The organism is Streptomyces sp. MGP-BFMKR1, from assembly GCF_057766585.1.
In genome coordinates this window covers 2,788,499-2,815,286 of sequence record NZ_CM173408.1, presented here as the reverse complement: position 1 = coordinate 2,815,286, position 26,788 = coordinate 2,788,499, and the positions used below count along the sequence as shown (strand labels likewise).

Sequence of the window (26,788 nt, the reverse complement as noted above, 5' to 3'; positions counted from 1 at the left end):
GCCGCGCCAGAACGTTTCGCCGAGCCGGGAAGAGAGCACAGCCATGAACCGTTCACATAGGGGGAGTTGGAAGTAACGTGACCACCTGGACCGAACGAACCAACGGCCACTCGATCCCGCTCACGACCCCGAGCGGCGTGGACCGCGCGGCCCACCACCGGCTGGACGAGGCGTGGCTGGCCGCCGCCTGGAGCCACCCCACCACCCGTGTCTTCGTGGTCTCCGGTGGCCAGGCCCTGGTGGACGACACCCCCGACGGCCGCACGGAGCTGGTGATGACCCCGGCCTTCGAGGCCCCCGTCACCGAGACCCACCGCTACTTCCTGGGCACCGACGCCGACGGCGTGCGCTACTTCGCGCTCCAGAAGGACGCCCTGCCCGGCCGCATCGACCAGTCGGCGCGCCCGGCCGGGCTGCGCGAGGCGGGCGCGCTCCTCTCCGAGCGGGACGCGGGTCTTCTGGTGCACGCCGTCGCGCTGGAGAACTGGCAGCGGCTGCACCGCTTCTGTTCGCGCTGCGGCGAGCGGACCGTCATCGCCGCGGCCGGCCACATCCGCCGCTGCCCGGCCTGCGGCGCCGAGCACTACCCGCGCACCGACCCCGCGGTGATCATGCTGGTCACCGACGACCAGGACCGCGCGCTCCTCGGCCGCCAGGTGCACTGGCCCGAGGGCCGCTTCTCCACGCTGGCCGGCTTCGTCGAACCGGGCGAGTCCATCGAGCAGGCCGTCGTCCGCGAGGTGGCGGAGGAGGTCGGCGTCACGGTCGGCGACGTCGAGTACGTCGGCAGCCAGCCCTGGCCCTTCCCGTCCAGCCTGATGCTCGGCTTCATGGCCCGCGCCACCACCTCACAGATCCAGGTGGACGGCGAGGAGATCCACGAGGCCCGCTGGTTCTCCCGCGACGAGCTGCGCGCGGCCTACGAGTCGGGCGAGATGCTCCCGCCGTACGGCATCTCCATCGCCGGCCGCCTGATCGAACTCTGGTACGGCAAGCCGCTCACCCCCTGACCTGCTGCTGACCGGCCGCTCCGGCCGGCCGTTCCGGCCGGCCCGGGCCTCTTCCGCCGCGCTGAACGCAGATCGCCGGGGCACCCCCGTGGGGGCACCCCGGCGATCCGGGCACGCGCGCCGGCACTCCGTCGAACCGGGCCGGCTACGAGCGCGCTATCAGGCGCCGATCTTCTGCTTCACCTGCGCCAACGAGGGGTTGGCGAGGGCCGAGCCGTCCGGGAACAGCACGGTCGGAACGAGCTGGTTGCCGTTGTTCACCTGCTCGACGAACTTCGCCGACTCCGGGTCTTGCTCGATGTTGATCTCGGTGTACGCAATTCCCTCGCGGTCCATCTGGCCCTTCAAACGGCGGCAGTAGCCGCACCAGGAGGTGCTGTACATCGTCACGGTGCCCGACATCGGTCCTCGCGCTCCTTCGGCTTGGCGTCGCGTGATTACGGTCGTACAACGCGCACTCACCCTCCGCCATTCCCGCCCGCCCGACCCGCCTCGCCCCGCTGCCGCCCCGGCCGCCGGCAGCGCCTGCCCGCCGCTGGTGGGGCTCTGTGGGGACCGGGGGAACTCGGGAGAACTCGGGGGCACTCGGGCGCGCACCGACCGGCACGGCGCGCTCACCGACCGCCTCGCGGTGCCCGCGCCGCCATCATCGGTTCATACGACCGCAACCCTCGGGCTGTGGACAACCGGGACGACCCCGTCCCCACACCTGGCAGCATGGCGGGGTGACAGCAAGCAACGCACCCCTCGCTTCCGGCGGCGGACAGCCCACCGCGCTCTTCCCGAGCGCCCCGGACTCCGCCGACGCGGTGCTCGACGGCCTGGACGCCGAGCAGCGCGAGGTCGCCATGGCCCTGCACGGCCCGGTGTGCGTCCTCGCGGGCGCGGGCACGGGCAAGACCCGCGCGATCACCCACCGGATCGCGTACGGGGTGCGTGCGGGCATCCTCCAGCCCGCCAGCGTCCTCGCCGTGACCTTCACCAACCGCGCGGCGGGCGAGATGCGCGGCCGGCTGCGCCAGCTCGGCGCGGGCGGCGTGCAGGCGCGCACGTTCCACTCGGCGGCGCTGCGCCAGCTCCACTACTTCTGGCCGAAGGCGATCGGCGGCGAGATGCCCCGGCTGGTGGAGCGCAAGGCCCAGCTCGTTGCCGAGGCCGGCGCGCGCTGCTCCATCCGCCTCGACCGCAACGAGCTGCGGGACGTCACCAGCGAGATCGAGTGGTCCAAGGTCACCCAGACCGTCCCCGAGGAGTACCCGGCCGCCATCGCCAAGTCCCCGCGCGAGGCCCCCCGCGACCCGGCCGAGACCAGCCGGATCTACGCGATGTACGAGCAGCTCAAGCGGGACCGCGGAGTGATCGACTTCGAGGACGTGCTGCTGCTCACCGTCGGCGTCCTCCAGGACCGGCTCGACATCGCCGATCAGGTGCGCGGCCAGTACCAACACTTCGTGGTGGACGAGTACCAGGACGTGAGCCCGCTCCAGCAGCGCCTGCTCGACCTGTGGCTCGGCGACCGGGACAGCCTGTGCGTCGTCGGCGACGCCAGCCAGACGATCTACTCCTTCACCGGCGCCACCCCCGACCACCTGCTCCACTTCCGCACCCGCCACCCGACGGCCACCGTCGTCAAGCTGGTCCGCGACTACCGCTCCACGCCCCAGGTCGTCCACCTGGCCAACGGCCTGCTCGCCAGCGCGCGCGGGCGCGCCGCCGAGCACCGCCTGGAGTTGATCTCCCAGCGCGACCCGGGCCCCGAGCCGGGCTACGCGGAGTACGCGGACGAGCCCGCCGAGGCCGAGGGCACCGCCCGCCGCATCAGCGAACTCCTCGACGCGGGCGTCCCCGCCAGCGAGATCGCCGTGCTCTACCGCATCAACGCCCAGTCCGAGGTCTACGAGCAGGCGCTCGCCGACCAGGGCATCGCCTACCAGTTGCGCGGCGCCGAGCGGTTCTTCGAGCGCGCCGAGGTGCGCGAGGCGGGGCTGCTCCTGCGGGGCGCGGCCCGCGCGGGCGGCGCCGCGCCGGGCCTGGAGGACGCCGACATAGCCTCCCAGGTGCGCGCCGTGCTGGGCACCCGAGGCTGGGCGCCACAGCCCCCGGCGGGCTCGGGCGCGGTCCGGGACCGCTGGGAGTCGCTGGCGGCCCTGGTGCGGCTCGCGGAGGAGTTCGTACGGGCCCGGCCCCAGGCGACCCTGCGCGACTTCGTGGTCGAGCTGGACGAGCGGGCCGCCGCCCAGCACGCCCCCACCGTCGAGGGCGTGACCTTGGCCTCACTGCACGCCGCCAAGGGCCTGGAGTGGGACGCGGTGTTCCTGGTGGGGCTCACCGAGGGCATGATGCCGATCAACCACGCCCGGAGCGACGAGCAGATCGAGGAGGAGCGCCGCCTGCTGTACGTGGGCGTCACCCGGGCCCGCCGCCACCTCACCCTCTCCTGGGCGCTGTCCCGCTCGCCCGGGGGCCGCCCGTCCCGCCGGCCCAGCCGCTTCCTGGACGGCCTGCGCCCCGGCTCCGGCAGCGCCGCCCCGCGCCGCTCGGCGGCCCAGGGCACCGCTGCCGCCGGCAGCGTGGAGCGGGGCGCCAGCCCGCGCCGCCGGCCACGGGGCCCGGTGCGCTGCCGGGTGTGCGGTCGGTCACTGACGGACCCGGGCGAGATGAAACTGATGCGGTGCGAGGACTGCCCCTCCGAGCTTGACGAGGGGCTCTACGACCGGCTCATCGAGTGGCGGGCCGAGCAGGCGGCCCAACTGGGCCAGCCCGCGTTCTGCGTCTTCACCGACAAGACCCTGCTCGCCATCGCCGAGGCGGTCCCCGACTCCGAGGCCCAGCTCTCCGCCATCCCCGGAGTCGTGGCGCGTAAGCTCCGTAAGTACGGCTCTGACGTGCTCGCACTCTGCGCCGGAGAGGATCTCGTGGGCCGGGACGAGCCCGAGAAAAACTCGTCGAAAAAATAGTTTGCGCGTGCGGAGGGCGTACCCATAGCCTTCCGAACACGGAGACAGCGGGCCTTCCGAGATCCGATGGATTCGTGTTGTACTGACCTTCCTGGGCTGGTCCTGCCGGACGAGCCCCGAGACGCCGAGAGGAGGCGAAGACCAAATGATCATTTCGATTGCCACCACCAAATTGACCGATCGCTCGGTCGTCGCCGCCTGCCCGCTCGGCTTCTCCCTGCAGGGCACCGGTGTGTCCGTCGGCGTGCCCAGCCTCGGCCTGGCCAGCTTTGGCACCTCCGCCGTGCGCATGGACTCCCTGGCGACCCTCCCAGTTCGGGAGCTCGGTATCGAGCGACCGATCCAGGCACCCGCAGTGGCAGCAGTGGCGCAGGCCGAGACCTACGCCATGGCAGCGGCTAATGGTGCCGAAAACCAGACGAAGCACCACCAGATGTGGGCCTCTCGCGGGCTTGAACCCTGGAGTGATCCAACCTGATCGGCGATCAGGTCGGCACCTTCCAGGGCCGCGAAACCCACACCGGGTTTCGCGGCCCTTTTGATTTGCCCTCCTGGCCGCCCAGGGGGGAGACGCAGAGCCCGGCCACCAGCCGGGCCAACACAGACGAGGAAGTCACCACCGTGCAACTCAAGGCGCACACCCCGTCCGTCGCGACCGACCTGATCCCCCCGCCAGACCCCTCGGAGGACTCCTTGACCCCGGCCCCGCTCACCGCTCTGACCGAGTTGGATGACGCCATCGAGAGCCTCGGTGAAGCCGTGCCCTGTCGTTCGTACGACCCGGAGGTCTTCTTCGCCGAGTCGCCCGCCGACGTCGAGTACGCCAAGTCGCTGTGCCAGACCTGCCCGCTGCGTGAGGCGTGCCTCGCCGGGGCGAAGGACCGGCGCGAGCCCTGGGGCGTCTGGGGTGGCGAGCTCTTCGTGCAGGGCGTTGTCGTAGCTCGGAAGCGGCCCCGTGGCCGCCCGCGCAAGAACCCGGTCGTGGCATGAACACCCCGGGAACCATCGACCGCCCCGCGACGCACGACCCCAAGAAGCAGGACCCGACGATGCCAACCACCGACGAACCCACCCTGGTTCACCCCCCGCGCCACACCACCGACGCGCCCGAGGCGCGACAGAACAGGACCCGCGAAATGCAACTCATCCCAGAAGCCTTGGCTCGTGCCCATATGCACGAGCGCCTGCACGAGGCCGAGTCCGAACGCAGGGCCGTGCGCCTTGCCACCGCCCGCCGCATGCAGCGTCGGGCCGAGCGCGCGTCGCTGCGCGCCCGCCGTGCCCTGGCCATGGCGGTCATGAACTGAAGGGCTGTCGGCCGGTGAACGGTCGGTAGTCCGAGGCGATCGACCGTGGCCTCGGCCGGAGGGAGAACCCTCCGACGCCGCACCACGACCGAGGACGAGCGATCGCCCACCCGCAACAACAACGAATAGTGCCGAATTTCTGGGGGCGGGTCCGAGAGGACCCGCCCCCAGCGCGTTTCCCACTCGGCTCATCAGGGGGCGCGTTGGTCCCGCCACTCGCCACGGGCGGAGTTATCGTCAGCGAGTGGACCAGACGTCACGTGAACCGATGCCTCCCGACGGCGAATCCGTCCGCTGCGCCCACTGCGGCGCCGTCGCTTCCGGCACGCCCATGACCTGGAGTTGCTCCGTCGAGAACGGCGTGCGCCATTACTTCTGCGAAGCATGTGCCCGCGAGAACATCAGAGCCATCGAGGGGCGACTCGACTCGGCTTGGTGGTAGCCCGGATCGCCCCGAAGCCCACCGAGGCACCTCGGAGTGCCGCGGGGTGGCGCGGAACGGCGCGGGGTTCAGCGGGCTGAGAGTCGTCGGAGTGCTGCCCCGGTGGCTCGACAGGGTCGCGGGACCCGGCCGGGGCGGCGGCGAGGCCGGGGCCGTCCAGCCGGAGCCGTTCGGCTCGCGGTGTGCGAAGGCGAAGGGCTGGCGGGAGCGGGGGCGTTGGGTTTCGGCGCGGGCCGCGCTGTCCCGTCACGCTCGGGCGTCGGGGCCGTGGTCTTCCGCGCCAGGGTCGGTGAGGCGGCGCGTGGCTGAGGCGGCGCATGGCTGAGGTAGCGCCTGGCTGAGCGGGCGTGGCCGAGGCGGGCGTGGCCGAGGCAGCGCCTGGCCGAGGCGGTCAGGTGGTCGGCCGTCCGGCCCGGGGCGGGGGCCCGGGCCTGAGCCTGGGCCGGTCAGGCCGAGGTCTCCTCCGCGACATCGTGCTCCAGCGCTGCCGGGGCGTCCTCGGGTGCCGGGGCCGCCAACTCGTCCGTGGCTGCCTCGTCCGCGACCGCGAACCCGGGCACCCACGCCTCGATCTCGTCCCGCATCCGCACCGTGGCGCCGAGCTGGGACAGCACCCCGATGGTGCTCATGCTCACACGGTGGATCAGCAGGTAGGAGGGCGGCAGGTTGAGCTGTCGGCCCAGGTCGTAGGCGGGCGAGCGGCGGTCGGCCAGGGTGGTCGCCTGGCCCCGTATCCACTCCCGGGTGAACGTGAACTCCTCCTGCTGGGCCGGCTCGATGATCGGGAGCAGGTAGTCCATGAGCGCCTCCGAGTCGAGCTGGAGGTCCGGCTTGATGAACCCCTGCTCTCGCAGCAACTCCTGGACCTCGTCGCCCTCGCCGTCCAGCAGCATCCGCAGCGTGACGCCGATGTGCGGCGGCAGGCCGTCGGGCAGCCGGTCCACCGTGCCGAAGTCCATGACGCCCAGCTTCCACAGCTCCGGCGGCCCGTCCTCCGCGTCCCCCACGACCAGGCGGAAGTTGCCCGGGTGCGGGTCGGCGTGGAGCAGTCCGGTGCGCGCGACGCCCGAGAACAGGAACAGGGTCAGCAGTTGACCCGCCCGGTCGCGCTGCTCCCGCGTGCCGTTCGCGATCACCTCGGAGAGCGGTATGCCCTCCATCCACTCGGTGACCAGCACCTGGTCGGACTGGTGGACCACGCCGGGGACGGTGAAGTCCGGGTCGCCCTCGAACTCCTCCGCGTAGGTCCGCTGGGCCTGCGCCTCCAGCTCGTAGTCCAACTCCTCGGACACCCGGTCGCGCAACTCGGCGATCAGCGGCTTGACCTCGATGCCCGGCACCAGGGGGCCGAGCAGCCGGGAGAGGCGGCCGAGTTGGGTGAGGTCGGAGAGCAGCGCCTCGCCCGCGCCCGGGTACTGCACCTTGACCGCGACGGAGCGCCCGTCGTGCCAGGTGGCCCGGTGCACCTGGCCGATGGAGGCAGCCGCGGCCGGCTTGTCGTCGAACTCCAGGAACAGGTCGCGCCAGTCGTCCCCGAGGCGGCTCGCCAGCGCCGCGTGCACCGAGCGGGTGGGCATCGGGGGCGCGGCTTCCTGGAGCTTCGTCAGCGCGGCCCGATAGGGCTTGGCGATCTCCTCGGGAAGCGCGGACTCGAAGACCGACATCGCCTGTCCGAGCTTCATGGCGCCGCCCTTGAGCTCACCGAGCACCTTGAACAACTGCTCGGCCGTGCGCTGTTGCAGCTCCCGTGCGACGATCTCCGCCGGCCGGCCACCGATGCGCTTGCCAAGGCCCCAGGTGGCCCGGCCTGCGAAACCCAGTGGTAGTGCGGCCAGCTTGGCGGTGCGGGTGACCGCCTTGCGGGGTAGATCAGACATGCGCCCCTCCAACTCCAACTGAGTTCCCCCGGGGCGGACCCCGGGCCCCCGTCGTCCACCCAGCGGACGCCGGTCTACCCGGACATTGTCGCCTGCGACCCTTCACTGTTCGATGAATATTCCGCAACCGAAGCGGTCATCGTGGCGCATGCGCAGTCCGGGTGCGGCGCGATGGGCCGCAGGTCCCAGGCTAGTCCCGGCAGTGTGAGCTCCAACCGGGCCCCCACGCTGGGCGGCGCCCCACCGTCGAGGAAGGCCAGGGCCTGCGCCGCCGCCAGCCCGGCCACCGTGGTCGCCAGCGCCGCGTCGCAGGCCGGGGCGGGCGCCCGGCGGCCCGACTGCCACTGGGCCAACAGCCGAGGCCAGCCGGGCTCCCGCTCCGCGCGCCGGATGGCCATGCACGCCGCGCAGCAGGTCGCGCCCGGCACCACGAGGGGGCCCACCACTCCCGTGCCCTCCAGGACCCCGGCGTACAGATGCGGGGTCCCCGTGGTGATCAGCGGCTCGGCGGTGTCCGGCTCCGGGGCGTACACCGCCAGGCCGTCGCGCGGGGCCAGCACCACCAGGCTCAGGCCACGGGGCTCGGCCGGGGCGCGCGGCGAGCGGCGCGCGACGGCCGCGCTCCGCACCAGGCGGCGGGCCGCGGCGTCCCGGCGCTCCCCGACCTGATCCGGCGCGGTCCCCGCCGGCAGCACATCCCACGGCTCGACGCAGCCGCCGTCCTGCACGTCCACCTGTCCGACGCCGGCGGCCGACAGCAAGGCCGCCACCGCCGCCCCGACGCGGCCGGCACCTCGGACCTGGACACGCGCGGCGCGCCTGGCTCCCAGCAGCCGCAGCCCGGCGTCCGGCTCCGGGTGTCGTACCGACAGGGCCGCGAGGTCGGCCCGCAGGCGCTCCATCGCCCCCGGGTCGTCCCGGACGAGGGCGGCCGGGCCCGCGCTCGCCCACGGGTCGTCGATCACCCCGGCCGCGACGAGGCGGGCCACGACGGCGTCGGCCCTCCCCTCCGGCAGGCCCATCGCCCGCGCCTCCTGGCGCAGCAGGGGCAGCCCCCGGGTGCCGTCGAGCAGGCCGATGAAGCTGGTGGTCGCCGTGTCCAGGGGGCCGACCACCACGGCATGCGAACGCGTGATCCCGAGTTGCACGGTGTCCCGGCTGCGCCAGGCCCGGCGCAGCGCCGGCTTGAGCCGCGGATGGGAGGGGAGCGGCGCCGCCTCACTGGTCGGCGTTGTCATGTCGGAGGGCGACCAGCCGGTGCCCCCTCGCGCCGGCCGGCCCGACCGTGGACCCGGCGGCGGGGCCGTGGACGGAGCCGCCTTCGGCGCGCTCCTCCTCCGGGGCGGCTGTCCCGGAGGAGGAGCGGGTCGCGAGGCGGCGGCGCGGGGCGGAGTCGGGTGTGTGGAGCGCATGGTGGTCCCCCTCTTTCCTGGTCTTCGGGCGGGGCGCGGTGGGCGTCCGGGCGTCTTGTCGTGTGATCGCCGTGGTGATCTCCGTGGGCCCAGCATGGACACTTCGTACGGTGGCCGCCGGAAGTTATCCACAGGGGGCCGCGATAGTCGTACAAGCTGCTCGGACGGGCGGGTGGTTCGATCGCCATCCGCGTGCGGGGCGGGACTTCGCGTACCGCTACCGGGTAACGTCGAGGCGTGCCCGCCGACCCATCCCCTCGCTTTTCTTCGAGAGCCCGCCCGGGTGAGGGTTCCTCCAGCGCGAGCTGGGGGAGTGCCGCCGGGGAAACCCCGTTGCAGAGCGTTCCCAGAGCCAAGCGCCTCCCTCCCGGCCCCCAGCGACGCGACCCGCAGACGAGCGCCGTCGAGATCAGGCGGAGCAGCCGGCGGCGCCGGACGGTCTCCGCCTATCGCGAGGGCGACCGCACCATCGTGTTGCTGCCGGCCCGCATGTCGGAGGCGGAGGAGCAGCGCTGGGTGGGCGTGATGCTCGACAAGCTCGCCGCGCAGGAGAGCAAGCGGATGCTGGGCGACGCCGACCTGGCGGCCCGCGCGGAACTCCTCTCCGAGCAGTACCTGGCGGGGCGGGCCACGCCGAACACGGTGCGCTGGGTCACCAACCAGAACACCCGCTGGGGCTCCTGCACCCCCGCCGAGGGCAGCATCCGGCTCTCGCACCGGTTGCAGGGCATGCCGGAGTACGTCCTCGACTACGTGCTGTTGCACGAGCTGGCCCACCTCCTGGTGCCCGGCCACGGGCCCTCGTTCTGGCGGCTCCTCGACGCCTATCCCCGTACGGAGCGGGCGCGGGGTTACCTGGAGGGCGTCGTGGCGGCGGGGCGGTTGCCGCACCTGCCCGAAGCACGCAGCGAGTAGCGCGCCCCCGCCGTCCATCGCGCGCTCTTCACTTCCACCCCGGCCCCGCGACTTCCACCCCGGCCCCGTGGCGGGGTTCCCGCCGCTCGCTCGGTGCCGGAGCGCGTTCCGCCGGCCCGGCCAGGCCGTGTCGACGCACCCCCGGAGCACGCCGGTGCCGGCTGGGTGGAACCACCGGGCCCGGGGGGCTCGTCTCTCGGGTCACTGTCGCCGGACACGGGCGTCGCCGCTCCGTTCGCGGGGGCTTTCTCCCTGGTTTTCGGGGGATGTCCCCGAGGTCGTGGGGCGCGCGACGGGGAGGCCGCGCCCCAGCGGGCCCGGTCGCCCCGGTATCCCCCGTCCGTGTCGTCAGCGGTTAGCCTGACGCGCAACGCACACACGGTTTCGGGATGGGGGACGGTCGTTACGTATGGCCAGGGAATTCCAGCGCGGCCACAAGGCCAAGATCAGCGATCTGACGGCGGGGAGGGACCTGTACGTCGGCGTGCAGATCGCCGGACCCGGGCTCTCCTTCGACATCAGTTGCTTCGGCCTCGACGGCGATGAGCGACTCTCCGACGACCGTTACTTCATCTTCTTCAACCAGCCCAAGTCGCCCGAGGAGGCGATCCAGCAGCTCGGCCCGCAGGCCGGGGACACCGAGTCCTTCCGGGTGACGCTCGACAGCATTCCGCCGCGGATCCAGAAGCTCTCGTTCACCGCGACCATCGACGGCGCCGGCCAGATGTCGCAGGTCGGGCCCGGTTACATCCGCATCGTCGCCGGTGGGGAAGAGGTGGCGCGGTACGCGTTCACCGGCGCGGAGTTCAGCACCGAGCGGGCGGTGATGCTCGGCGACTTCTATCTCAAGGACGTCTGGCGGTTCGCCGCCGTCGGCCAGGGCTTCGACGGCGGGCTCGAAGCGCTGCTCAAGAACTTCGGCGGCGAGGTCGCCGAGGAGGAGCCCGCCCCGGCACCCGCGCCGGCGCAAGGCGCCACCCCCGGCTTCGCGCCCCCCGGCGGCCAGGCCGCCCCCGCCGCGCCCACACCCGCCCCCGCGCCCAGCTTCGGCGCCCCCGCCGCCAGCCCGCCGCAGGCTCCCGTGCCCCCGGCGCCCCAGCCGCAGGCCCCCGCCCCGCAGCCGTCGGCCCCCGCGCAGCCGCAGGCGCCGATGCACTCGGCCCCGACCATGGTCGCGCCCCTCGCGCCCCCCGGCGGCGCCGTGCCACCCCCGAGCCAGCCCGGCCCGCCGCCGGGCTACCCCGGCCAGCCGGCGCCGTACGGCGCGCCCGGCGGTGGCCAGCCCGCGCCCGGACAGTTCGCGCCGGGCCAGCCCGCGCCGCCGCAGGCCCCGTACGGTCAGCCGCAGGGCCAACCGGCGCCCTTCCCCGGCCAGCCAGGACCCGGCCAGCCCGGCGTCCAGGGCTACCCGGGGCAGCCCGCGCCCGCTCCGTACGGTCAGCCGCAGCCGGGTCAGCCGCAGGGTTACCCGGGACAGGGCGGCGCGCCCGGTGCTCCGACGGGCGCCGGCGTGCAGGCCGCGCTCGCCAAGTACCGCGAGGCGCCGACCGGTCAGCGGTGGACGCCGCAGAACCCGCGCCTGGTCAGGGTCGACCTCGGCGTCGGCGGGCAGCCCGTGCTCGCCAAGCAGGGCACGATGGTGCTGTACCAGGGCAAGGTCGACTTCAGCTACAAGGGCGCCGGGTTCCGGGGTCGCGTCGTCGGCAACGCGACCGGCCAGGAGATGCAGCTCATGCGCTGCACGGGGCAGGGGCAGGTGTTCTTCGCGGAGAACGCGGCCGAGGTGCACCCCATCGAGCTGCAGGGCGACGCGATCTGCGTCTCCGCCGAGAACGTGCTCGCCTTCGACGAGTCGCTCCAGCATGAGGTCCGCCGCATCGAGGGGCACGGCATCCCCGGCGGCGCCCTGTTCACCATGCAGTTCCAGGGCACCGGGACCGTGATCGTCAAGACCCAGGGCACGCCCGTGGTGCTGCCCGTGACGCCCACGACGTTCGCCGACAGCAACGCCATCGTCGCCTGGTCGGCCGCCGCGCAGGTGATCATCTCCAGCCAGGTGCGGCTGCGCCGCAACGCCTTCCCCGGCCACAGCGGGGAGGCCGTGAACCTCCAGTTCCGGGGCGCGCCCGGCAACTTCATCGTCGTCCAGCCCTACGAGGTCTGAGGGAGCCCGTCATGAACCAGCAACTACTCGCGGGCTACGCCCCGACCCCCGTCACCGCGCGGATGGAGAACCACGGCAACAGCATGCTCAAGGTCGCCATGCAGAGCGGCCAGGACCTGTTCGCCCGCACCGGCTCGATGGTGGCCTACGAGGGCTTCGTCCAGTACGAGCCGAACCCGCCCGCCGTACGCCAGATGGCCTCCCAGTGGCTCACCGGCGAGGGCGCGCCCCTGATGAAGTGCAGCGGCGACGGGTTGCTCTACCTCGCCGACTACGGCGCGGACGTCGTCTGCGTCAACCTGGCCGGCGACTCGCTCTCGGTCAACGGCACCAACCTGCTCGCCTTCGACGCGCACCTCCAGTGGGGGGTGCAGCGCGTCAAGGGCATGGCCAAGTTCGCCGGTCAGGGCCTGTTCAACGTCGGCATCTCGGGCACCGGTTGGGTCGCCCTGACCTCGCGTGGCACGCCGATCGTGGTGGACTGCGGGCGTGGCGAGGACGAGACGTACGTCGACCCGGACGCCCTGGTCGCCTGGTCGACCAACCTCAAGATGAAGGGGAAGCGCAGCTTCAAGGCTTCCTCGATGATCGGCCGGGGCAGCGGCGAGGCGTACCAGCTCGGCTTCTCCGGCCAGGGCTTCGTCGTGGTCCAGCCCAGCGAGGACAGCACTGACCGGCTCCGGGCGCGGGGCTGAGGGGGAAGAACACATGCAGAGTCCGCTCTTCGGCCACACCGAGACCCAGTCGCAGGACCGCTACGCGATGCAGAACCCGCAACTGCTGCGGGTCTCCCTGACCGGCCACGACGACGTCCTCGCCCGCAAGGGGGCGATGGTCGCCTACCAGGGGCTCATCGAGTTCGACGGCGAGTACCAGACGCAGGGCCAGCGTCGCGCGCGCGCCCAGACCGGCGAGGGCCTGGACCTGATGCGCTGCTCGGGACAGGGCGTCGTCTACTTCGCGAACCTCGCGCAGTACGTGCACGTCGTGGACGTCGACCACGAGGGGCTCACGGTGGACAGCGCGTACGTCCTCGCGCTCGACTCCGGGCTGCACTGGGAGACCATCGCGGTGGACGGCCAGTTCGGCGTCTCCGGCTCGGGCAAGTACAACCTCAACATCTCGGGCCAGGGCAAGGTCGCGCTGATGACCTCGGGGCAGCCGCTGGTGCTCCAGGTGACGCCGGACAAGTACGTCAACGCCGACGCCGACGCCATCGTGGCCTGGTCCAGTTCGCTGCGCGTCCAGATGCAGGCCCAGACCCACTCGTCGGGCGTGTGGCGGCGCCGGGGCAACACCGGCGAGGGCTGGGAACTCAGCTTCCTCGGCCAGGGGTACGCCCTCGTCCAGCCCAGCGAACTGCTGCCGCCGCAGAACGCGGTGGTGGGGCAGGGCGCCGCGGCCCAGTTCGGCATGGGGCAGCAGGGCGCCCGAGGTCAGAACCAGGGCAACGTCTGGACGAACAACCGCTGACCCCGCGCGCCCCCGAGGCGAGCCGGCCCGGCCACGGCGCCGCCGGCTCGCCTCGTCCTCTGCCCAGGGGCCGCGGGCGTCGTGTCACTGCTGGTCGCGCGTCAGCGCGGGCAGCGGGCGCGCGACCGGCCGGGTCAGCCCCTCGCGCGCGCCGCGGCCCCGTCGCCCGGCGTACGGCCGCGCCCCGGCCCGTGCCGTCGGGCCCCGGGGCGCGCGCCGTCGCTCACAGCAGCGCGCGGGTGCGCTCCACCAGGCGTACCACCGAGTCGTCGGCCACCGCGGCCACCTGGTCGTAGTCGAACCAGCGCACGTCGAGGGACTCCTCGCTCACCATGACCCGCGCGTCGGCGGGCGCGAGCGCCGCGTACTGCACGTCCAGGTGCCAGGCGCAGGGCGTGTGGTGCTTGTCCAGGCGCACCGGGCCGCCCGGCAGCAGCGTCAGCCCGGCGATGCCGGACTCCTCGGTCGCCTCGCGCAGGGCCGCCTCCGCGAGGGTGGCGTCCCGTGGCTCGCAGTGGCCGCCCATCTGGAGCCACATCCGCAGCTTGCGGTGGAGCGTGAGCAGCACCCGCCCCCGGGGCGGGTCGATGACCAGCGCACTGGCCGTCAGATGCCCGTCCCGGCACGCCTTCCACATCCCGTCCGGGTGCGCGGCCAGGTGCTCCGCGTACGCCGTCCGCAGCCGCTCCTGCTCCCCGTCGGGCGCCGGCCACTCGCGCAGCGCGCGGGTGGCCGCCGCGTGCAGCGTCGTCGACGCCGTCACCGGTCGCGCTCGCCGCCGCCGTCGCCCTCGTCGCCCCGCTCGCCCTCACGGTCGCCGTCCCGCTGGTCGGCGGCCGTGTCGCCGGGGGACGCGTCGCCCTTGCTGAGGTTCGGGCCGCTCGCCGCCTCGCCGAGCATCTTGTCCAGCTCGGAGAAGTCGAGCTGCTCGCGGTGGACGAACCCGTCCGGGTCGTCCAGGTCGGCGGCGGTGGGCAGCATGTCCGGGTGCTCCCACAGCGCGTCCCGGCCGTCCAGGCCGCGGGCGTCGGTGAGCGAGGCCCACAGCCGGGCCGCGTCCCGCAGCCGCCGGGGCCGCAGCTCCAGGCCGATCAGCGTGGCGAAGGTCTGCTCGGCGGGCCCACCGCTGGCGCGGCGGCGGCGCAGCGTCTCGCGCAGCGCGTCGGCGGACGGCAGGTGGGGCGCCGCCGCGGCGTGCACGACCGCGTCCACCCAGCCCTCGACCAGCGCCAACGCGGTCTCGAGCCGGGCCAGTGCCGCCTTCTGCTCCGGGGTGTCCTCGGGCTGGAACATGCCCTGCTGGAGCGCTTCCTGAAGCTGCTCGGGGTGGGTCGGGTCGAGCTGTCCGACCGCGTCCTCCAGCTTGGCGGTGTCCACCTTGATGCCGCGCGCGTACCCCTCGACGGCGCCGAACAGGTGCGAGCGCAGCCACGGCACGTGGGCGAAGAGACGCTGGTGGGCCGCCTCGCGCAGCGCCAGGTACAGGCGCACCTCCTCCTGCCGCACGCCGAGCCCCGCGCCGAACGCCTCGACGTTCGTCGGCAGCAGCGCCGCCTTGCCCGCGGGCCCGAGCGGCAGCCCGATGTCGGTGGAACCGACGACCTCGCCGGCGAGCACGCCGAGGGCCTGCCCGATCTGGGTGCCGAACATCGCGCCGCCCATGGAGCGCATCATGCCGAGCAGCGGCCCAGCCATGGCCTGCATCTCCTCCGGCAGGACGTTGCCCATCGCCGAGCCGACCTGCTCGGCGACCGGGTCCACCAGGTCCTTCCAGACCGGCAGGGTCGCCTCGATCCACTCGGCCCGGCTCCAGGCCACCGCCGACGCGGCCCCCGACGGCAGGGAGGTCACGCCGTCCAGCCACAGGTCCGCCAGGCGCACGGCCTCCTCGACCGCCGCCCGCTCCTTGGGCCCGACGCTCACGTCCTTGCTCTGGCCCTCGCCCTGACCGGCCGCGCCGCCCTGCGCCACGGTCTGCCGGGCGATGTCCTTGGCCATGTCCCAGTTCACCGGGCCACCCTCGTACGAGAGCATCTGGCCGAGCTGCTGGAAGGCGGCGCCCAGGTCGTTCGGGTTCAGCGAACCGAACATCGCGGCGAACGGGTTGTCCGCGCCGCTGCCCCCGCCGAAGCCGAACGGATTCGCGGGTCCCGGGCCACCGCCCTGGCTGTCCTTCTTCTTGCCGTCGTCGCCGTCCTCCGGCTCCTCCGGCGGAAGGCCAAATCCAAATGGGGTGTCACTCACGGGTTTCCTCGGCTCGTAGGGCCATCGGCTCGGGGCCGACAGCGACTGCCCGACAACACCACCAGCGTAGACACCCAGCCGCTATCAGGGCTCGGTGCTTCGCCGACCGGATGCCTGCGGCAGGATGGACAGCGCCTGGTACGTACGCGTCAGTTCTCTTACGTACAGAAGACAACCGCTGGAGCCGCCCGGTGAGTTCCCCAGATCCGACCGTTCGCGCAGCGCGAAACGATCCGCCCCCCGAGCATTCGGCCCGCCAGGAGCCGCCCTCCGCGCCCCTGCGGCGCCCCGTCGTGGCCGTCACGGGCGCCGCGTCGGGCGTCGGCGCGCTGCTGACCCGCAGGCTCACCGAGTCCGACGAGGTCAAGCGGGTGCTGGCCATCGACGAACGCCGGGGCGAGGTCGGCGAGGCACGCTGGCACGTCCTCGACGTGCGCGATCCCATCATCGCCGACAAACTGCGCGGCGCCGACGTCGTCGTGCACCTCGCCACCGACCTGGACCTGGAGACCGACGCCGAGGCCAGAACGGCGTACAACGTGCGCGGCACCCAGACCGTGCTGACCGCGGCGGCGGCGGCCGGGGTGCGCCGCGTGGTGCTGTGCACCTCCGCCATGGTCTACGGCGCGCTGCCCGACAACGACGTACCCCTCTCGGAGGACGCCGAGCTCCGCGCCACGGCCGAGGCCACCGGCGTCGGCGACCTGCTGGAGATCGAACAGCTCGCCAAGCGCGCGCCCCGCGCGCACCCCGGCCTCAACGTCACCGTCGTACGCCCCGCGCTGCTGGTCGGCGGCACCGACACCGCCCTCACCCGCTACTTCGAGTCGCCCCGGCTGCTCGTGGTCGCCGGATCGCGCCCCACCTGGCAGTTCTGCCACGTCGATGACCTGGTCAGCGCCCTGGAGTACGCGGTGCTTGAAAAGGCCGAGGGCGAGCTGGCCGTCGGCTGCGACGGCTGGCTGGAACAGGAGGAGGTCGAGGAGCTGACCGGCATCCGACGCATGGAGCTGCCGTCGGCGGTGGCCCTCGGCGCCGCGTCCCGGCTGCACCGGCTCGGCCTCACCCCGTCCCCGGCGGGCGACCTCGCGTACACCATGCACCCCTGGGTGGTCAGCGGCAGCCGGCTGCACGACGCCGGCTGGCGGCCCCGGTGGACCAACGAGGAGGTGCTGGCCGAACTCCTCGAGGAGGTCGCGGGGCGGCGCACGGTGGCCGGCCGCAGGCTGGGCCGCAAGGACGCGACGACGCTCGGCGCCGCCGGCGCCACGGTCGCCCTGGTGGGCACCGCCGCGCTGGTACGCCGCGCGCGCAAGGCCCGCCGACGCCTCTAGCGACGGGGGCGCGGCGGCGCGCCGGCTCCGCGCGGGTCGGCCGGGGTGAGGGGCCCGGGTCGACGTCGCGGCCGGCGCGGGGTGGGGCACGATGGGCGCCATGGCACACACGGACGCATCACAGGCGGGGGAGCGCGCGGCGGTCGACCCCATCAGGCTGCTGGCCATCCGGGAGACGCCGCTCTCGGTGGACGAGGTCTTCGCCGCGGTCGGCGACGCCTCGGCGGGCGGCACGGCGCTCTTCGTCGGCACCGTACGCGACCACGACGGGCCGGGCGACGCGCAGGTCACCGGCCTCGGGTACGCGGCCCACCCCAGCGCCGCGGCGGAGCTGCGGCGGGTGGCGGAGAAGGTCGTCGCCGACTTCCCGGTCCGCGCGCTGGCCGCCGTGCACCGTGTCGGCGACCTCGCGGTCGGCGACCTGGCCGTGGTGGTCGCCGTCTCCTGCCCGCACCGCGCGGAGGCGTTCGCCGCCTGCCGCCGGCTGATCGACGACCTCAAGGCCGAGGTCCCGATCTGGAAGCACCAGACGTTCGGCGACGGTACGGAGGAATGGGTCGGCGTCTGAGGCATCCTTCCGGGCCCGGGGCGCGTCTTGGGGGGTGAAGGCGCTCCAGGGGCGCGGACGAGGCACGAAGGCTCGTGCGGTTGCGTAACCCGACCCCTGCCGTGAGCGTTGTCCTGGCAGACGATTAATCTGCTCATCTGCCAGTTGCGGGTGTGTAAGGGGATTGGAATTCCGCTGTGGGTGTCCTCGTGTGGTTGATCATTCCGCTCATCGCCACTGGCGCTGCCGTCGTCTACACCACCTGGGCCGCCCGTGACCGCAAGGCCGGGGACGCCGCCGAGGTCGCGGGGTACGAGCGGTTCCGCGAAGCGATGCAGCGCTCCCATTCCGGTTCCGGCTCCGCCTGACCCGGCCACTCGGCTGGCCCACCGTTCGCGATCGTGATCGCACGGTCGCGCACCGGCCCGCCACCGGGCGCGGGGTGACCGACCCCGCGCCCACCTGGGCGCCACGCCACCGCGAAGCCGCCGAGACCCGCCCGCCTCCCGCACCGCCAGCGACCCCCCGTACGGGCCTGTCGGCGGGCGGGCCCGGAGGTGAACTCACAGGCCCGTCCCGTACTGTCGTTCCATGCCACGCCGCACCGCCACGCTGCTCGCCTCGCTCCTGACGCTCATCGCGTTGCTCTGCGCGGGAGTGCTGATACCCGTGCCCTACGCGGAGATGAGCCCTGGCCTGACGGTCAACACGCTCGGGAAGCACGAGGGCGAGACGGTGCTGCAGATCGACGGCGAGAAGACCTATCCCACCAGTGGTCACCTGAACATGACCACGGTGCAGGTCACCAACTCGGAGTACAAGATGAACCTCTTCGAGTCGATGTACGGCTGGCTCTCGCACGACCGGCTGGTGGTGCCGCGCAAGATGCTCTACCCGGACGACAAGTCCGCGGACGAGGTCAACCAGGAGAACGCCGAGGAGTTCAGCCAGTCCCAGGAGGCCGCCAAGGTCGCCGCGTTGCGCCAGTTGAAGAAGCGCAAGCTGCTGGACGTCAAGCTCGGCTCGCACATCGTGGTGGGCAGCGTCGTCAAGGGCGGCCCGGCCGAGGGCAACCTGCACGCCGGCGACGCGATCAAGGCGGTGGACGGCAAGGCGGTGCACAACCCGTCCGACGTGGCCAAGCTCGTCAGCCAGCACAAGCCGGGCGAGAAGACGGTCTTCACGGTGATCCCCGCGCAGCGGGTGGCGGCGGCCGAGAAGCAGGGCAAGGAGCCCAAGGGCGCCAAGAACGTCACCCTCGCCACGATGAAGGCCCCCCAGGAGGAGCGGGCGATCATCGGCATCGAGGCGGCCGTCGACTACACGTTCCCCTTCGACATCGACATCAGGGTCGAACACGTCGGCGGGCCCAGCGCCGGGCTGATGTTCTCGCTCGGCATCATCGACAAGCTGACCCCCGGCGACCTGAACGGCGGCGAGTTCGTCGCGGGCACCGGGACCATCGACGAGACGGGCAAGGTCGGCCCCATCGGCGGCATCGCGATGAAGACCGTCGGCGCGCGGAACAAGGGCGCGACGTACTTCCTGACCCCGGAAGCCAACTGCGCCACCGCCTCCCGGGACATTCCGGACGGGCTCACCCTCATCAAGGTGGGCGACCTGGACGACGCGATGGACGCGCTGCACAAGATCCGCGAGAAGAAGACGGACCAACTGCCGAGCTGCCCCAAAAACTGACCGTCGGTCCGCGCCCGACCGGACCGCCCCACGGGCCGCGCCCCACCGCCCCGCTGACCGACGCCGCCCGACCGGCCCCGCCCGACCGGCCGTCGCCGCGGCGGAGCCCGAGCCCCGTCCGGCCGGGTGACAGCCGTACGGGGCTATTCGATCGCTCGCCGCCGGGCGTGCCCGGCCGTCAGTCCTCGAACGTGGCGGCCAACGCCTCCGCGAGCCCGGGCACCAGGTCGGCCCCGGTCAGCACCTCGGTCGGGGAGTCCTTCTCCCGCAGCCGCAACGCCGACTCGCGCGCGCCGTCCCGCAGCACCGCGACCGTCATGCGGACCTCCTGGCGGCCGGGCTGCTTCGCGACCCAGCTCGCCAACTGCCGCTCGTCCAGCCCCTCCGGCACGCTGGTCTCGGACGTCGCCGGCAGCATCAGCCGCTCCACGACCAGGGCGCAGCCGGCCACGGCGTCGGGCCAGGCGATGGTGGCCAGGAACTCGTCCAGCGCGGCGCCCGCCGGCAGCTCGTCCTGCTCAATGGGGGTCAGGGAGCCGGCAGGGCCGTCGGCTTCGAGGCCGAGCTGCGCGGCGAGCTGCGGCTCGTCGGCGCGCAGTCGGGCCGTGTCGACCAGGGCGAACAGCCGGGCCGGCTGGTCCCAGCCGAGGCCGGCCGCGTACTCGTCGAGCTCCAGTACGGCACGGGTGAGCGGGCTCGCGGCCATGGGGGGCGCGGGCGTGGAATCCGGGGGAAGGTTGGACATGGTCAATATCGTGCCTTGAACGGACCCCAAAACGGGAACTGAGTAAAGCCTGAGTAAGTTGCATCAGTGGGCCCTAGTATCTCGGGGCCGCTTCACCCAGCTTCATCGACACCGAACTTCGAGGTGCGCACCTTGGCTTTCCAGATGCCGGACCGCGGCGGAGGCCCGACCGGGCCACGGATCAGAGTCGGCCGACCGTCCCGGCGGGTCCGGACCCTGCTCATGACGCTGGGCGTCCTGGCCGTGTTGGCCATGGGCTTCGTCATGTTCGCGGGGTTCTGGACGGACTGGCTGTGGTATCGCTCGGTGCACTACTCGTCCGTCTTCAGGACGACGCTGGTGACCAAGATCGGCCTCTTCCTCGTCTTCGGGCTGCTCATGGCCGTGGCCGTTGGGGTGAACATCTGGCTGGCCCACCGGCTGCGCCCGCCGCTGAGCGCGATGTCGCTGGAGCAGCAGTCCCTCGACCGGTACCGGATGGGCATCGACCCGTACAAGAAGTGGCTGCTGATCGGCGTCACGGCGCTGGTCGGCCTGATCTCCGGGGCCTCCGCATCGGGCCAGTGGCGCACCTGGCTGCTGTGGGTCAACGGGGTGTCGTTCGGCCAGAAGGACGCGCAGTTCCACAAGGACGTGTCGTTCTACGCGTTCGACCTGCCCTGGTACCGCTTCCTGCTGAGCTTCGGGTTCGCGGCCACCGTCCTCTCGCTGATCGCCGCCACGCTGGTGCACTACCTGTACGGCGGGCTGCGCATCACCAGCCCCGGCGCGCGCGCCACGGCGGCGGCCACCGGCCACCTGTCGGTGCTGCTCGGCATCTTCGTCGCGCTCAAGGCCGTCGCGTACTGGCTGGACCGGTACGGCCTGGCGGTGAAGTCGAGCGACCTGAAGGAGACCGGTAACTGGACCGGTCTGAAGTACGTCGACGCCAACGCGTACCTGCCGGCGAAGACCATCCTGTTCTGCATCGCGGTGATCTGCGCGTTGCTGTTCTTCGCAACGCTGTGGCGGCGCACCTGGCAGCTCCCGGTGATCGGCTTCGGCCTGATGGTGCTCTCGGCCATCCTGATCGGCGGGCTCTACCCGGCGATCGTGCAGAAGTTCCAGGTCCAGCCGAACGAGCAGGCCAAGGAAGCGCCGTACATCAAGAAGAACATCGAGGCCACGCGCAAGGCGTACGGCATCGACAACACGGACGTGAAGGACTACCAGGGCGAGAGCAGCAAGGACCCGAAGACGCTGCGCGCCAAGGTGGACTCCACGGCCAGCCTGCGCCTGCTCGACCCGAACGTGGTCTCGCCCACCGTCCAGCAGCTCCAGCAGGTCCGCGGCTACTACCAGTTCCCGCAGACCCTGGACGTGGACCGGTACAAGACCAAGGACGGCCAGGACCAGGACACCGTCATCGGTCTGCGCGAGATCAACACCAAGGGCATCCCCGAGCGCAACTGGATCAACGACCACTTCAAGTACACCCACGGCTACGGCGCCGTGACGGCCAAGGGCACCGACACCACCAAGACCGGCGCCCCGGCGTTCATGGAGCGCAACCTCCCGTCGGAGGGCCAGTTCGGCGACTACGAACAGCGCATCTACTACGGCGAGAAGACGACGCAGTACTCGATCGTGGGCGGCCCGCAGGAGGAGCTGGACTACTCCGGCGACAAGGGCGAGGAGAAGACGACCACGTACAAGGGCGACAGTGGCGTCAAGCTCTCCAACCCGCTCAGCCGGGCGGCGTACGCGGTCTCCTTCAACGAGCCGCAGATCCTCTACTCGGGGGCCATCGGCGAGGGCTCGCGCATCCTGTACAACCGCACGCCGAAGGAGCGGGTCGAGGCCGTCGCCCCGTGGCTGACGATCGACGGCGACGCCTACCCGGCGATCATCAAGGGCCGCATCCAGTGGATCGTGGACGCGTACACCACGACCAACGGCTATCCGTACGCGTCGCGCACCACCCTCGGTGACACGACGGAGGACTCGCTGACCGACGGCCAGCGCGAGGTCGTCGCGCAGGAGAACAAGGTCAACTACATCCGCAACTCGGTCAAGGCCACGGTCGACGCGTACGACGGGTCCGTGAAGCTGTACGAGTGGGACACCGAGGACCCGGTCCTCAAGACGTGGCGCAAGGCGTTCCCGGGCACGGTCAAGGACCGCGACCAGATCAGCAAGGACCTGATGGACCACCTGCGGTACCCGCAGGACCTGTTCAAGGTGCAGCGCCAGTTGCTGACCCGCTACCACGTCGAGGACCCGGAGCAGTTCTACAGCGGCAGTGAGGTCTGGCAGGTTCCCGACGACCCGACCAACAAGGTCAACTCGGTGCCGCCGTACTACCTCAGCATGCAGATGCCGGATCAGAAGGAGAAGAAGTTCTCCCTGACCACCACGTTCACGCCGAACGACCGGGACAACCTGAGCGCGTTCATGGCGGTCGACGCCGACGCCCAGAGCGAGGGCTACGGCAAGATCAGAATCCTGAAGCTGCGACCGAACAACCCGGTCTCCGGACCACAACAGGTGCAGAGCAAGTTCAACTCCGATCCGAAGATCGCCGAGAGCATCAGACTCCTCAAGGGCGGCGACTCGACGGTCGAGTACGGCAACCTGCTGACGGTCCCGCTCGACGACGGCCTGTTGTACGTGGAGCCGGTCTACGTCCGGGGCGCGGGGACGAACTATCCGCTGCTCAAGAAGGTCCTGGTGACCTACGGCGACCAGACGGCCTTCGAGGACTCGCTGGACAAGGCGCTCGACGTCGTCTTCGGCGAACAGAAGCCCACCGATCCGACGAAGCCACCGGGCGACGGCCAGGAACCTGACGAGCCATCGGGCGACCCGACGGTGCGCGAGGCCCTGAAGGACGCGCAGGACGCCATCACCGCGGGCCAGGAAGCGCTCCAGAAGGAGCCCCAGGACTGGGAGGCGTTCGGCAAGGCCCAGAAGGACCTGAAGGACGCGCTGGACCGGGCCGCCAAGGCGGAGAAGGACGCGGCGGACAAGGCCAAGGGCGACGGCAAGGGCGACGGGAAGAACGACGGCGCCAAGGACGGAGCCGACGGCGACAAGGGCGGCGGGGCCGAGCAGGCGTCCGCCGACACCGGAGGCCAGCCAGCCGACAAGCCGGAGCGGACGCCGGACAGAGCAGACGGGTGAAGGAGCCCACCCCGCGTCGTGATACCTTAAGGGAACACCGACGCGGGGTGGAGCAGCTCGGTAGCTCGCTGGGCTCATAACCCAGAGGTCGCAGGTTCAAATCCTGTCCCCGCTACTTGAAAGACAAGGCCCGAATCCTGATCAGGGATTCGGGCCTTGTCGTGTCTACGGCCCGCTCTGCCCGGCCGTACGGCCCGCCCCGGCGTACGACACACCTGCCAGGGCAGGTGTGTCGCACGGTCTCCACGTGGCGGGACGAGCGACACGACGAGCGGCGCGACGCGCCGAGGACAGCGCGCGGAACTGGCTCCAACTGCGGTTTCAGAAGTCGTTCTGTCGGGAAGTCGACAAAACGTCGAATTGACCTCGCCCCTGCGGTATACCAGGTGTACGCCGGTTGTGGGTGGTGCAACGATGGAACGCATGGGGGACAGGGCAAGGTTGTTGGAGAAGGAGCGGCTTGTGCCGGCGCCCGACGACGGGCGCGCCGAAAGCATGCCGGGACTCGCGCTGGACGGCGCGGGCGAAGTGGACGCCGTCACCGCGGACATCGCGGGCAGCGCGTACGGCGCCGACGTCGAATTCGAGACAGTGCACCGCCGGGCCGCCGAGGCCGGGGACCCGGCCGCCATGAGCGTCCTCGGTGCCCTGCTGCTGCGCCGCGGCGACCTCGACCGGGCCGAACCACACCTCCGTGCCGCCAGCGTCGCCGGCGACCGCGCCGCCGCCAACAACCTGGGCGTCCTCCTGCACCAGCGCGGCTACGCCGACGAGGCGGCCGGCTGGTGGCGGACCGCCGCCGTCGCCGGCTCGGCCGCCGCCGCCCACGCCCTCGGCCGGCACCACCGCGAGCGCGGCGACGAGCCGGCCGCCGAGTACTGGCTGCGGCAGTCCGCCGAGTCGGGACACGCGCTCGGCGCGTACGCCCTGGCCGACCTGCTTGAGCACCGCAGCGACGTGGGCGCCGAGCGATGGTTTCGCGCCGCCGCCGAGCACGGCCACCGCGAGGCCGCGTACCGACTCGCGCAGATCCTGCACAGACGCGAGCGCGAGCAGCACCACCCCGACGGCCGGGGTAAGAGCGCGCGGGCCGACGGCGAGCAGAGCGAGGCCGAGCGCTGGTACCGGCAGGCCGCCGCGCGCGGGCACCGGCGCGCGGCGCTGCACCTCGGCACGCTGCTTGAGGAGCGCGGTGAGACGAAGGAGGCCGGCCGCTGGTACCTGATGTCGGCCGAGGACGGCGAGCCGCGGGCCGCCTGCGCGCTCGCGTTCCTGCTGCGCGACGCCGGCGACCTGGACAGCGCGGCCGTGTGGTGGCACCGGGCCGCCCAGGACGGCGACGGCAACGCGGCCAACGCGCTGGGCGCGCTCCACGCCGACCGGGGCGAGCCGCAGACCGCGGAGCGCTGGTACCGCGCGGCGCTGGACGCGGGCGACATCAACGGCGCGTACAACCTCGGCCTGCTCTGCGCCAGCCAGGGGCGCACCGCGCAGGCCGAGCAGTGGTACCGGCGCGCGGCGTACGCGGGACACCGCGAGGCCGCGAACGCGCTGGCCGTGCTGCTGCTCCAGCGCTCGGACGCGGCCGGGGCCGAGCCGTGGTTCTCCAAGGCCGCCGAGGCCGGCAGCGTGGACGCCGCGTTCAACCTCGGCATCCTGCACGCGGGGCGGGGCGCGGAGCGCACGGCGCACGAGTGGTACGTACGCGCCGCCGCCGGTGGGCACACCGAGGCCGCCCTCCAGGTGGCGATCGTGCTGCTGCGCGAGGGCGACGAGGAGGCGGCCGAAAAGCATCTGCGCTGCGCGGCCGAGGGCGGCAGCGCCGAGGCCGCCTTCCGGCTCGGCGCGCTCCTCGACCGGCCGGCCGTCGTCGACCCGAGCGCGAGCCTCGGGAACGGTACGGACAGCGAGCCGGAGCGGCCGGAGTGCGAGGAGTGGTACGAGCGGGCGGCCCGCCAGGGCCACCGTCGCGCACAGGTTCGAGTTGGCATGCTCGCGTCCGCTCGCGGGGACGTGGTGAAGGCCGCGCACTGGTACCGCACCGCCGCCAAGGCCGGCAGCCGCAACGGCGCCTTCAACCTGGGCCTGCTCCTGGCCCGCGAGGGCAGCGAGCCGGAGGCGGCGCTGTGGTGGACCCGGGCCGCCAACGCCGGCCACGGCCGCGCCGCGCTGCGGCTCGCGCTGCTCGCGGCCCGGCGCGGGGCGCTGACCGAGGGCCAGCGCTGGTGCGCCCGCGCGGTCGAGCTGGGGCCCGCCCAGGTCGCGGAGCGCGCGGCCCGGCTCGCGGACGCGCTCCAGCAGGAGCAGACCGCGTAGGCACGCGCTCCGCGCACGCCGCCGGCGGGCGTCGGGCCCCGCCGCACGCCGGGCCTGGCGCGCGGCGGAGGCGGTGGGAAGGCGGGGCGGCGAGGGGCGGCGGGACCGCGATTTGCCCTGGTCGTCGGGGTGGGGTTACAGTAAGTACACAACGACGCGGGGTGGAGCAGCTCGGTAGCTCGCTGGGCTCATAACCCAGAGGTCGCAGGTTCAAATCCTGTCCCCGCTACTCGCAAGACGAGGCCCGAATCCTGATCAGGGATTCGGGCCTTCGTCGTTTACGCCCGTACTGCCCGCACCTCGGGGCGCACCCGGGGCACGGCGGGACGGTGCGCGGGGAGAACCTCGTCTGTCCCTGCCACCACTTCCGGTTCGACCCGGAGGGCGCCTGCGTCCGGACCGGATACGGCACCGCGCCGCCCAGGGCACGGCCGGGTCGAATTGAGCACCGGAGACCGACGGACTGGTCTTCGTCTGGCGGCACGCTCGGGGGCTGCCGCCGGGTCGGGAATCACCAGGTTCCGCCGCTGGGCCCACCAGTTCTCCAGCGAGCCGCTGTGATGAACGCGGCCGGGCGTGGCCGGCGCGGCGCGCGCGAACGGCGGCCGGTCGGGTCAGGCGTCCGTGCAGGAGGGGCAGGTGCCTCGGTAGGTGACTTCCACGCCGGTGACCGTGAAGCCGAAGCGCTCCACCACCGGCAGGTCGCTGAGCGGATCGCCGGCGGGGCGCACGTCGCGGATGGTGCCGCAGCGGCTGCACACCAGGTGGTGGTGGTCGTGGTGGGCGTTGGGGTCGTACCGCTTGGCGCGGCCGTCCGTGCTCACCTCCAGGATCTCGCCAAGGGACACCAGCTCGCCGAGGGTGTTGTAGACGGTCGCCCGGGAGATCTCGGGCAGGCGCTCCGATGCGCGGGCGTGCACCTCGTCGGCGGTGTAGTGCACATGGTCCCCGTCGAGCACCTCGGCCACGACGCGACGCTGGGCGGTGAGTCGCCAGCCGCGCCCCCGGAGTCGTTCTAGCAGGTCACTCATGCCATTCACCTATCAGTCAGATAGGAACCAGAGTAGCAGTGTGCGTCCATGAACAGACTTTGTACGTCTCTCCACTTCTTCTTGACTTAGACAAAGTCCAATGTAGGATCGGTTACGGCTCAGGCCAAGGGACAGGACGAATACGCAGGAGGCG

At 72.4% G+C, this 26,788-nt stretch carries 22 protein-coding genes, 2 tRNA genes and 1 pseudogene; 18 read left to right on the top strand and 7 right to left on the bottom strand.

Features of this window, described 5'->3' with window-relative positions; all coding sequences use genetic code 11:
- The first annotated feature begins 77 nt into the window (after positions 1–77).
- On the top strand, positions 78–1,010 hold the full coding sequence (nudC, locus tag AC3CHW_RS10385) for an NAD(+) diphosphatase (RefSeq protein WP_459250232.1): 933 nt from the start codon (positions 78–80) through the stop codon (positions 1,008–1,010).
- A gap of 159 nt (positions 1,011–1,169) precedes the next feature.
- Here the strand turns inward: nudC and AC3CHW_RS10380 are convergent, their stop codons facing one another.
- Entirely contained in the window at positions 1,170–1,412 is a 243-nt protein-coding gene (locus AC3CHW_RS10380) for a mycoredoxin (protein WP_176163963.1), read from the bottom strand.
- A 407-nt stretch (positions 1,413–1,819) separates the two neighbouring features.
- On the opposite strand from AC3CHW_RS10380, the gene AC3CHW_RS10375 reads away from it, so the two are divergent.
- From AC3CHW_RS10375 to AC3CHW_RS10360, 4 genes are all read left to right on the top strand, one after another.
- Positions 1,820–3,967 carry an ATP-dependent DNA helicase UvrD2 gene (locus tag AC3CHW_RS10375; RefSeq protein WP_398609412.1) on the top strand — a complete coding sequence of 716 codons (2,148 nt, stop codon included), beginning with the start codon at positions 1,820–1,822 and terminating at the stop codon, positions 3,965–3,967.
- A 145-nt stretch (positions 3,968–4,112) separates the two neighbouring features.
- Positions 4,113–4,445 (top strand): hypothetical protein, encoded by a 333-nt coding sequence (locus AC3CHW_RS10370; RefSeq protein ID WP_488470245.1) that lies wholly within the window; start codon positions 4,113–4,115, stop codon positions 4,443–4,445.
- 143 nt (positions 4,446–4,588) lie between these two features.
- Positions 4,589–4,957 carry a WhiB family transcriptional regulator gene (locus AC3CHW_RS10365; RefSeq protein ID WP_176163965.1) on the top strand — a complete coding sequence of 123 codons (369 nt, stop codon included), beginning with the start codon at positions 4,589–4,591 and terminating at the stop codon, positions 4,955–4,957.
- Positions 4,954–5,274 carry a hypothetical protein gene (locus AC3CHW_RS10360; RefSeq protein ID WP_187062641.1) on the top strand — a complete coding sequence of 107 codons (321 nt, stop codon included), beginning with the start codon at positions 4,954–4,956 and terminating at the stop codon, positions 5,272–5,274. Before AC3CHW_RS10365 ends, AC3CHW_RS10360 begins: the two co-directional genes overlap by 4 nt.
- Positions 5,275–6,162: 888 nt before the next feature.
- Here the strand turns inward: AC3CHW_RS10360 and AC3CHW_RS10355 are convergent.
- Both AC3CHW_RS10355 and AC3CHW_RS10350 read right to left on the bottom strand, forming a co-directional pair.
- On the bottom strand, positions 6,163–7,593 hold the full coding sequence (locus AC3CHW_RS10355; RefSeq protein ID WP_398609299.1) for an ABC1 kinase family protein: 1,431 nt from the start codon (positions 7,591–7,593) through the stop codon (positions 6,163–6,165).
- 74 nt (positions 7,594–7,667) lie between these two features.
- On the bottom strand, positions 7,668–8,831 hold the full coding sequence (locus AC3CHW_RS10350; protein WP_488470244.1) for a TOMM precursor leader peptide-binding protein: 1,164 nt from the start codon (positions 8,829–8,831) through the stop codon (positions 7,668–7,670).
- A 411-nt stretch (positions 8,832–9,242) separates the two neighbouring features.
- On the opposite strand from AC3CHW_RS10350, the gene AC3CHW_RS10345 reads away from it, so the two are divergent.
- The 4 genes from AC3CHW_RS10345 (at position 9,243) to AC3CHW_RS10330 (ending at position 13,557) form a co-directional block, all read left to right on the top strand.
- A complete protein-coding gene (locus tag AC3CHW_RS10345) occupies positions 9,243–9,920 on the top strand; it encodes a M48 metallopeptidase family protein (protein WP_398609297.1) in 678 nt (225 codons plus the stop codon).
- Positions 9,921–10,329: 409 nt separating this feature from the next.
- Positions 10,330–12,084 carry a TerD family protein gene (locus AC3CHW_RS10340; RefSeq protein ID WP_488470243.1) on the top strand — a complete coding sequence of 585 codons (1,755 nt, stop codon included), beginning with the start codon at positions 10,330–10,332 and terminating at the stop codon, positions 12,082–12,084.
- 11 nt (positions 12,085–12,095) lie between these two features.
- Positions 12,096–12,779, top strand: coding sequence for an AIM24 family protein (locus tag AC3CHW_RS10335; protein WP_381162336.1), 684 nt, complete (start codon positions 12,096–12,098; stop codon positions 12,777–12,779).
- A 13-nt stretch (positions 12,780–12,792) separates the two neighbouring features.
- A complete protein-coding gene (locus AC3CHW_RS10330) occupies positions 12,793–13,557 on the top strand; it encodes an AIM24 family protein (protein ID WP_488470242.1) in 765 nt (254 codons plus the stop codon).
- A gap of 223 nt (positions 13,558–13,780) precedes the next feature.
- Here the strand turns inward: AC3CHW_RS10330 and AC3CHW_RS10325 are convergent, their stop codons facing one another.
- Complete coding sequence (locus AC3CHW_RS10325; RefSeq protein WP_488470241.1) at positions 13,781–14,320, bottom strand: NUDIX hydrolase; 540 nt, start codon at positions 14,318–14,320, stop codon at positions 13,781–13,783.
- A complete protein-coding gene (locus tag AC3CHW_RS10320) occupies positions 14,317–15,801 on the bottom strand; it encodes a zinc-dependent metalloprotease (protein WP_488470240.1) in 1,485 nt (494 codons plus the stop codon). The genes AC3CHW_RS10325 and AC3CHW_RS10320 overlap by 4 nt, the downstream gene beginning before the upstream one ends.
- Positions 15,802–15,992: 191 nt before the next feature.
- On the opposite strand from AC3CHW_RS10320, the gene AC3CHW_RS10315 reads away from it, so the two are divergent.
- The 4 genes from AC3CHW_RS10315 (at position 15,993) to AC3CHW_RS10300 (ending at position 19,380) form a co-directional block, all read left to right on the top strand.
- The gene (locus tag AC3CHW_RS10315; RefSeq protein WP_176163974.1) at positions 15,993–17,135 is read left to right on the top strand and encodes an SDR family oxidoreductase; all 1,143 of its coding nucleotides are present in this window, start codon (positions 15,993–15,995) and stop codon (positions 17,133–17,135) included.
- Positions 17,136–17,226: 91 nt separating this feature from the next.
- The gene (locus tag AC3CHW_RS10310) at positions 17,227–17,703 is read left to right on the top strand and encodes a molybdenum cofactor biosynthesis protein MoaE (protein ID WP_398609292.1); all 477 of its coding nucleotides are present in this window, start codon (positions 17,227–17,229) and stop codon (positions 17,701–17,703) included.
- A 176-nt stretch (positions 17,704–17,879) separates the two neighbouring features.
- Complete coding sequence (locus AC3CHW_RS10305) at positions 17,880–18,050, top strand: hypothetical protein (protein WP_176163976.1); 171 nt, start codon at positions 17,880–17,882, stop codon at positions 18,048–18,050.
- 223 nt (positions 18,051–18,273) lie between these two features.
- Positions 18,274–19,380 (top strand): YlbL family protein, encoded by a 1,107-nt coding sequence (locus AC3CHW_RS10300; RefSeq protein ID WP_488470239.1) that lies wholly within the window; start codon positions 18,274–18,276, stop codon positions 19,378–19,380.
- 178 nt (positions 19,381–19,558) lie between these two features.
- Here AC3CHW_RS10300 and AC3CHW_RS10295 read toward each other — a convergent pair whose 3' ends face one another.
- Entirely contained in the window at positions 19,559–20,125 is a 567-nt protein-coding gene (locus AC3CHW_RS10295) for a PPA1309 family protein (RefSeq protein WP_176163978.1), read from the bottom strand.
- A 144-nt stretch (positions 20,126–20,269) separates the two neighbouring features.
- Here AC3CHW_RS10295 and AC3CHW_RS10290 point away from each other — a divergent pair, with 144 nt between their 5' ends.
- From AC3CHW_RS10290 to AC3CHW_RS10270, 5 genes and pseudogenes are all read left to right on the top strand, one after another.
- The gene (locus AC3CHW_RS10290; protein WP_488471016.1) at positions 20,270–23,287 is read left to right on the top strand and encodes a UPF0182 family membrane protein; all 3,018 of its coding nucleotides are present in this window, start codon (positions 20,270–20,272) and stop codon (positions 23,285–23,287) included.
- Between the two features lie 41 nt (positions 23,288–23,328).
- Positions 23,329–23,402, top strand: a tRNA-Met gene (locus AC3CHW_RS10285).
- A gap of 299 nt (positions 23,403–23,701) precedes the next feature.
- Positions 23,702–25,603 (top strand): tetratricopeptide repeat protein, encoded by a 1,902-nt coding sequence (locus tag AC3CHW_RS10280; protein ID WP_488470238.1) that lies wholly within the window; start codon positions 23,702–23,704, stop codon positions 25,601–25,603.
- Between the two features lie 155 nt (positions 25,604–25,758).
- Positions 25,759–25,832, top strand: a tRNA-Met gene (locus tag AC3CHW_RS10275).
- Between the two features lie 19 nt (positions 25,833–25,851).
- A pseudogene (locus AC3CHW_RS10270) lies at positions 25,852–25,989 on the top strand (Rieske 2Fe-2S domain-containing protein); the annotation flags it as partial.
- Between the two features lie 228 nt (positions 25,990–26,217).
- Here the strand turns inward: AC3CHW_RS10270 and AC3CHW_RS10265 are convergent.
- On the bottom strand, positions 26,218–26,634 hold the full coding sequence (locus tag AC3CHW_RS10265) for a Fur family transcriptional regulator (RefSeq protein ID WP_176163981.1): 417 nt from the start codon (positions 26,632–26,634) through the stop codon (positions 26,218–26,220).
- Positions 26,635–26,788 lie beyond the last annotated feature (154 nt).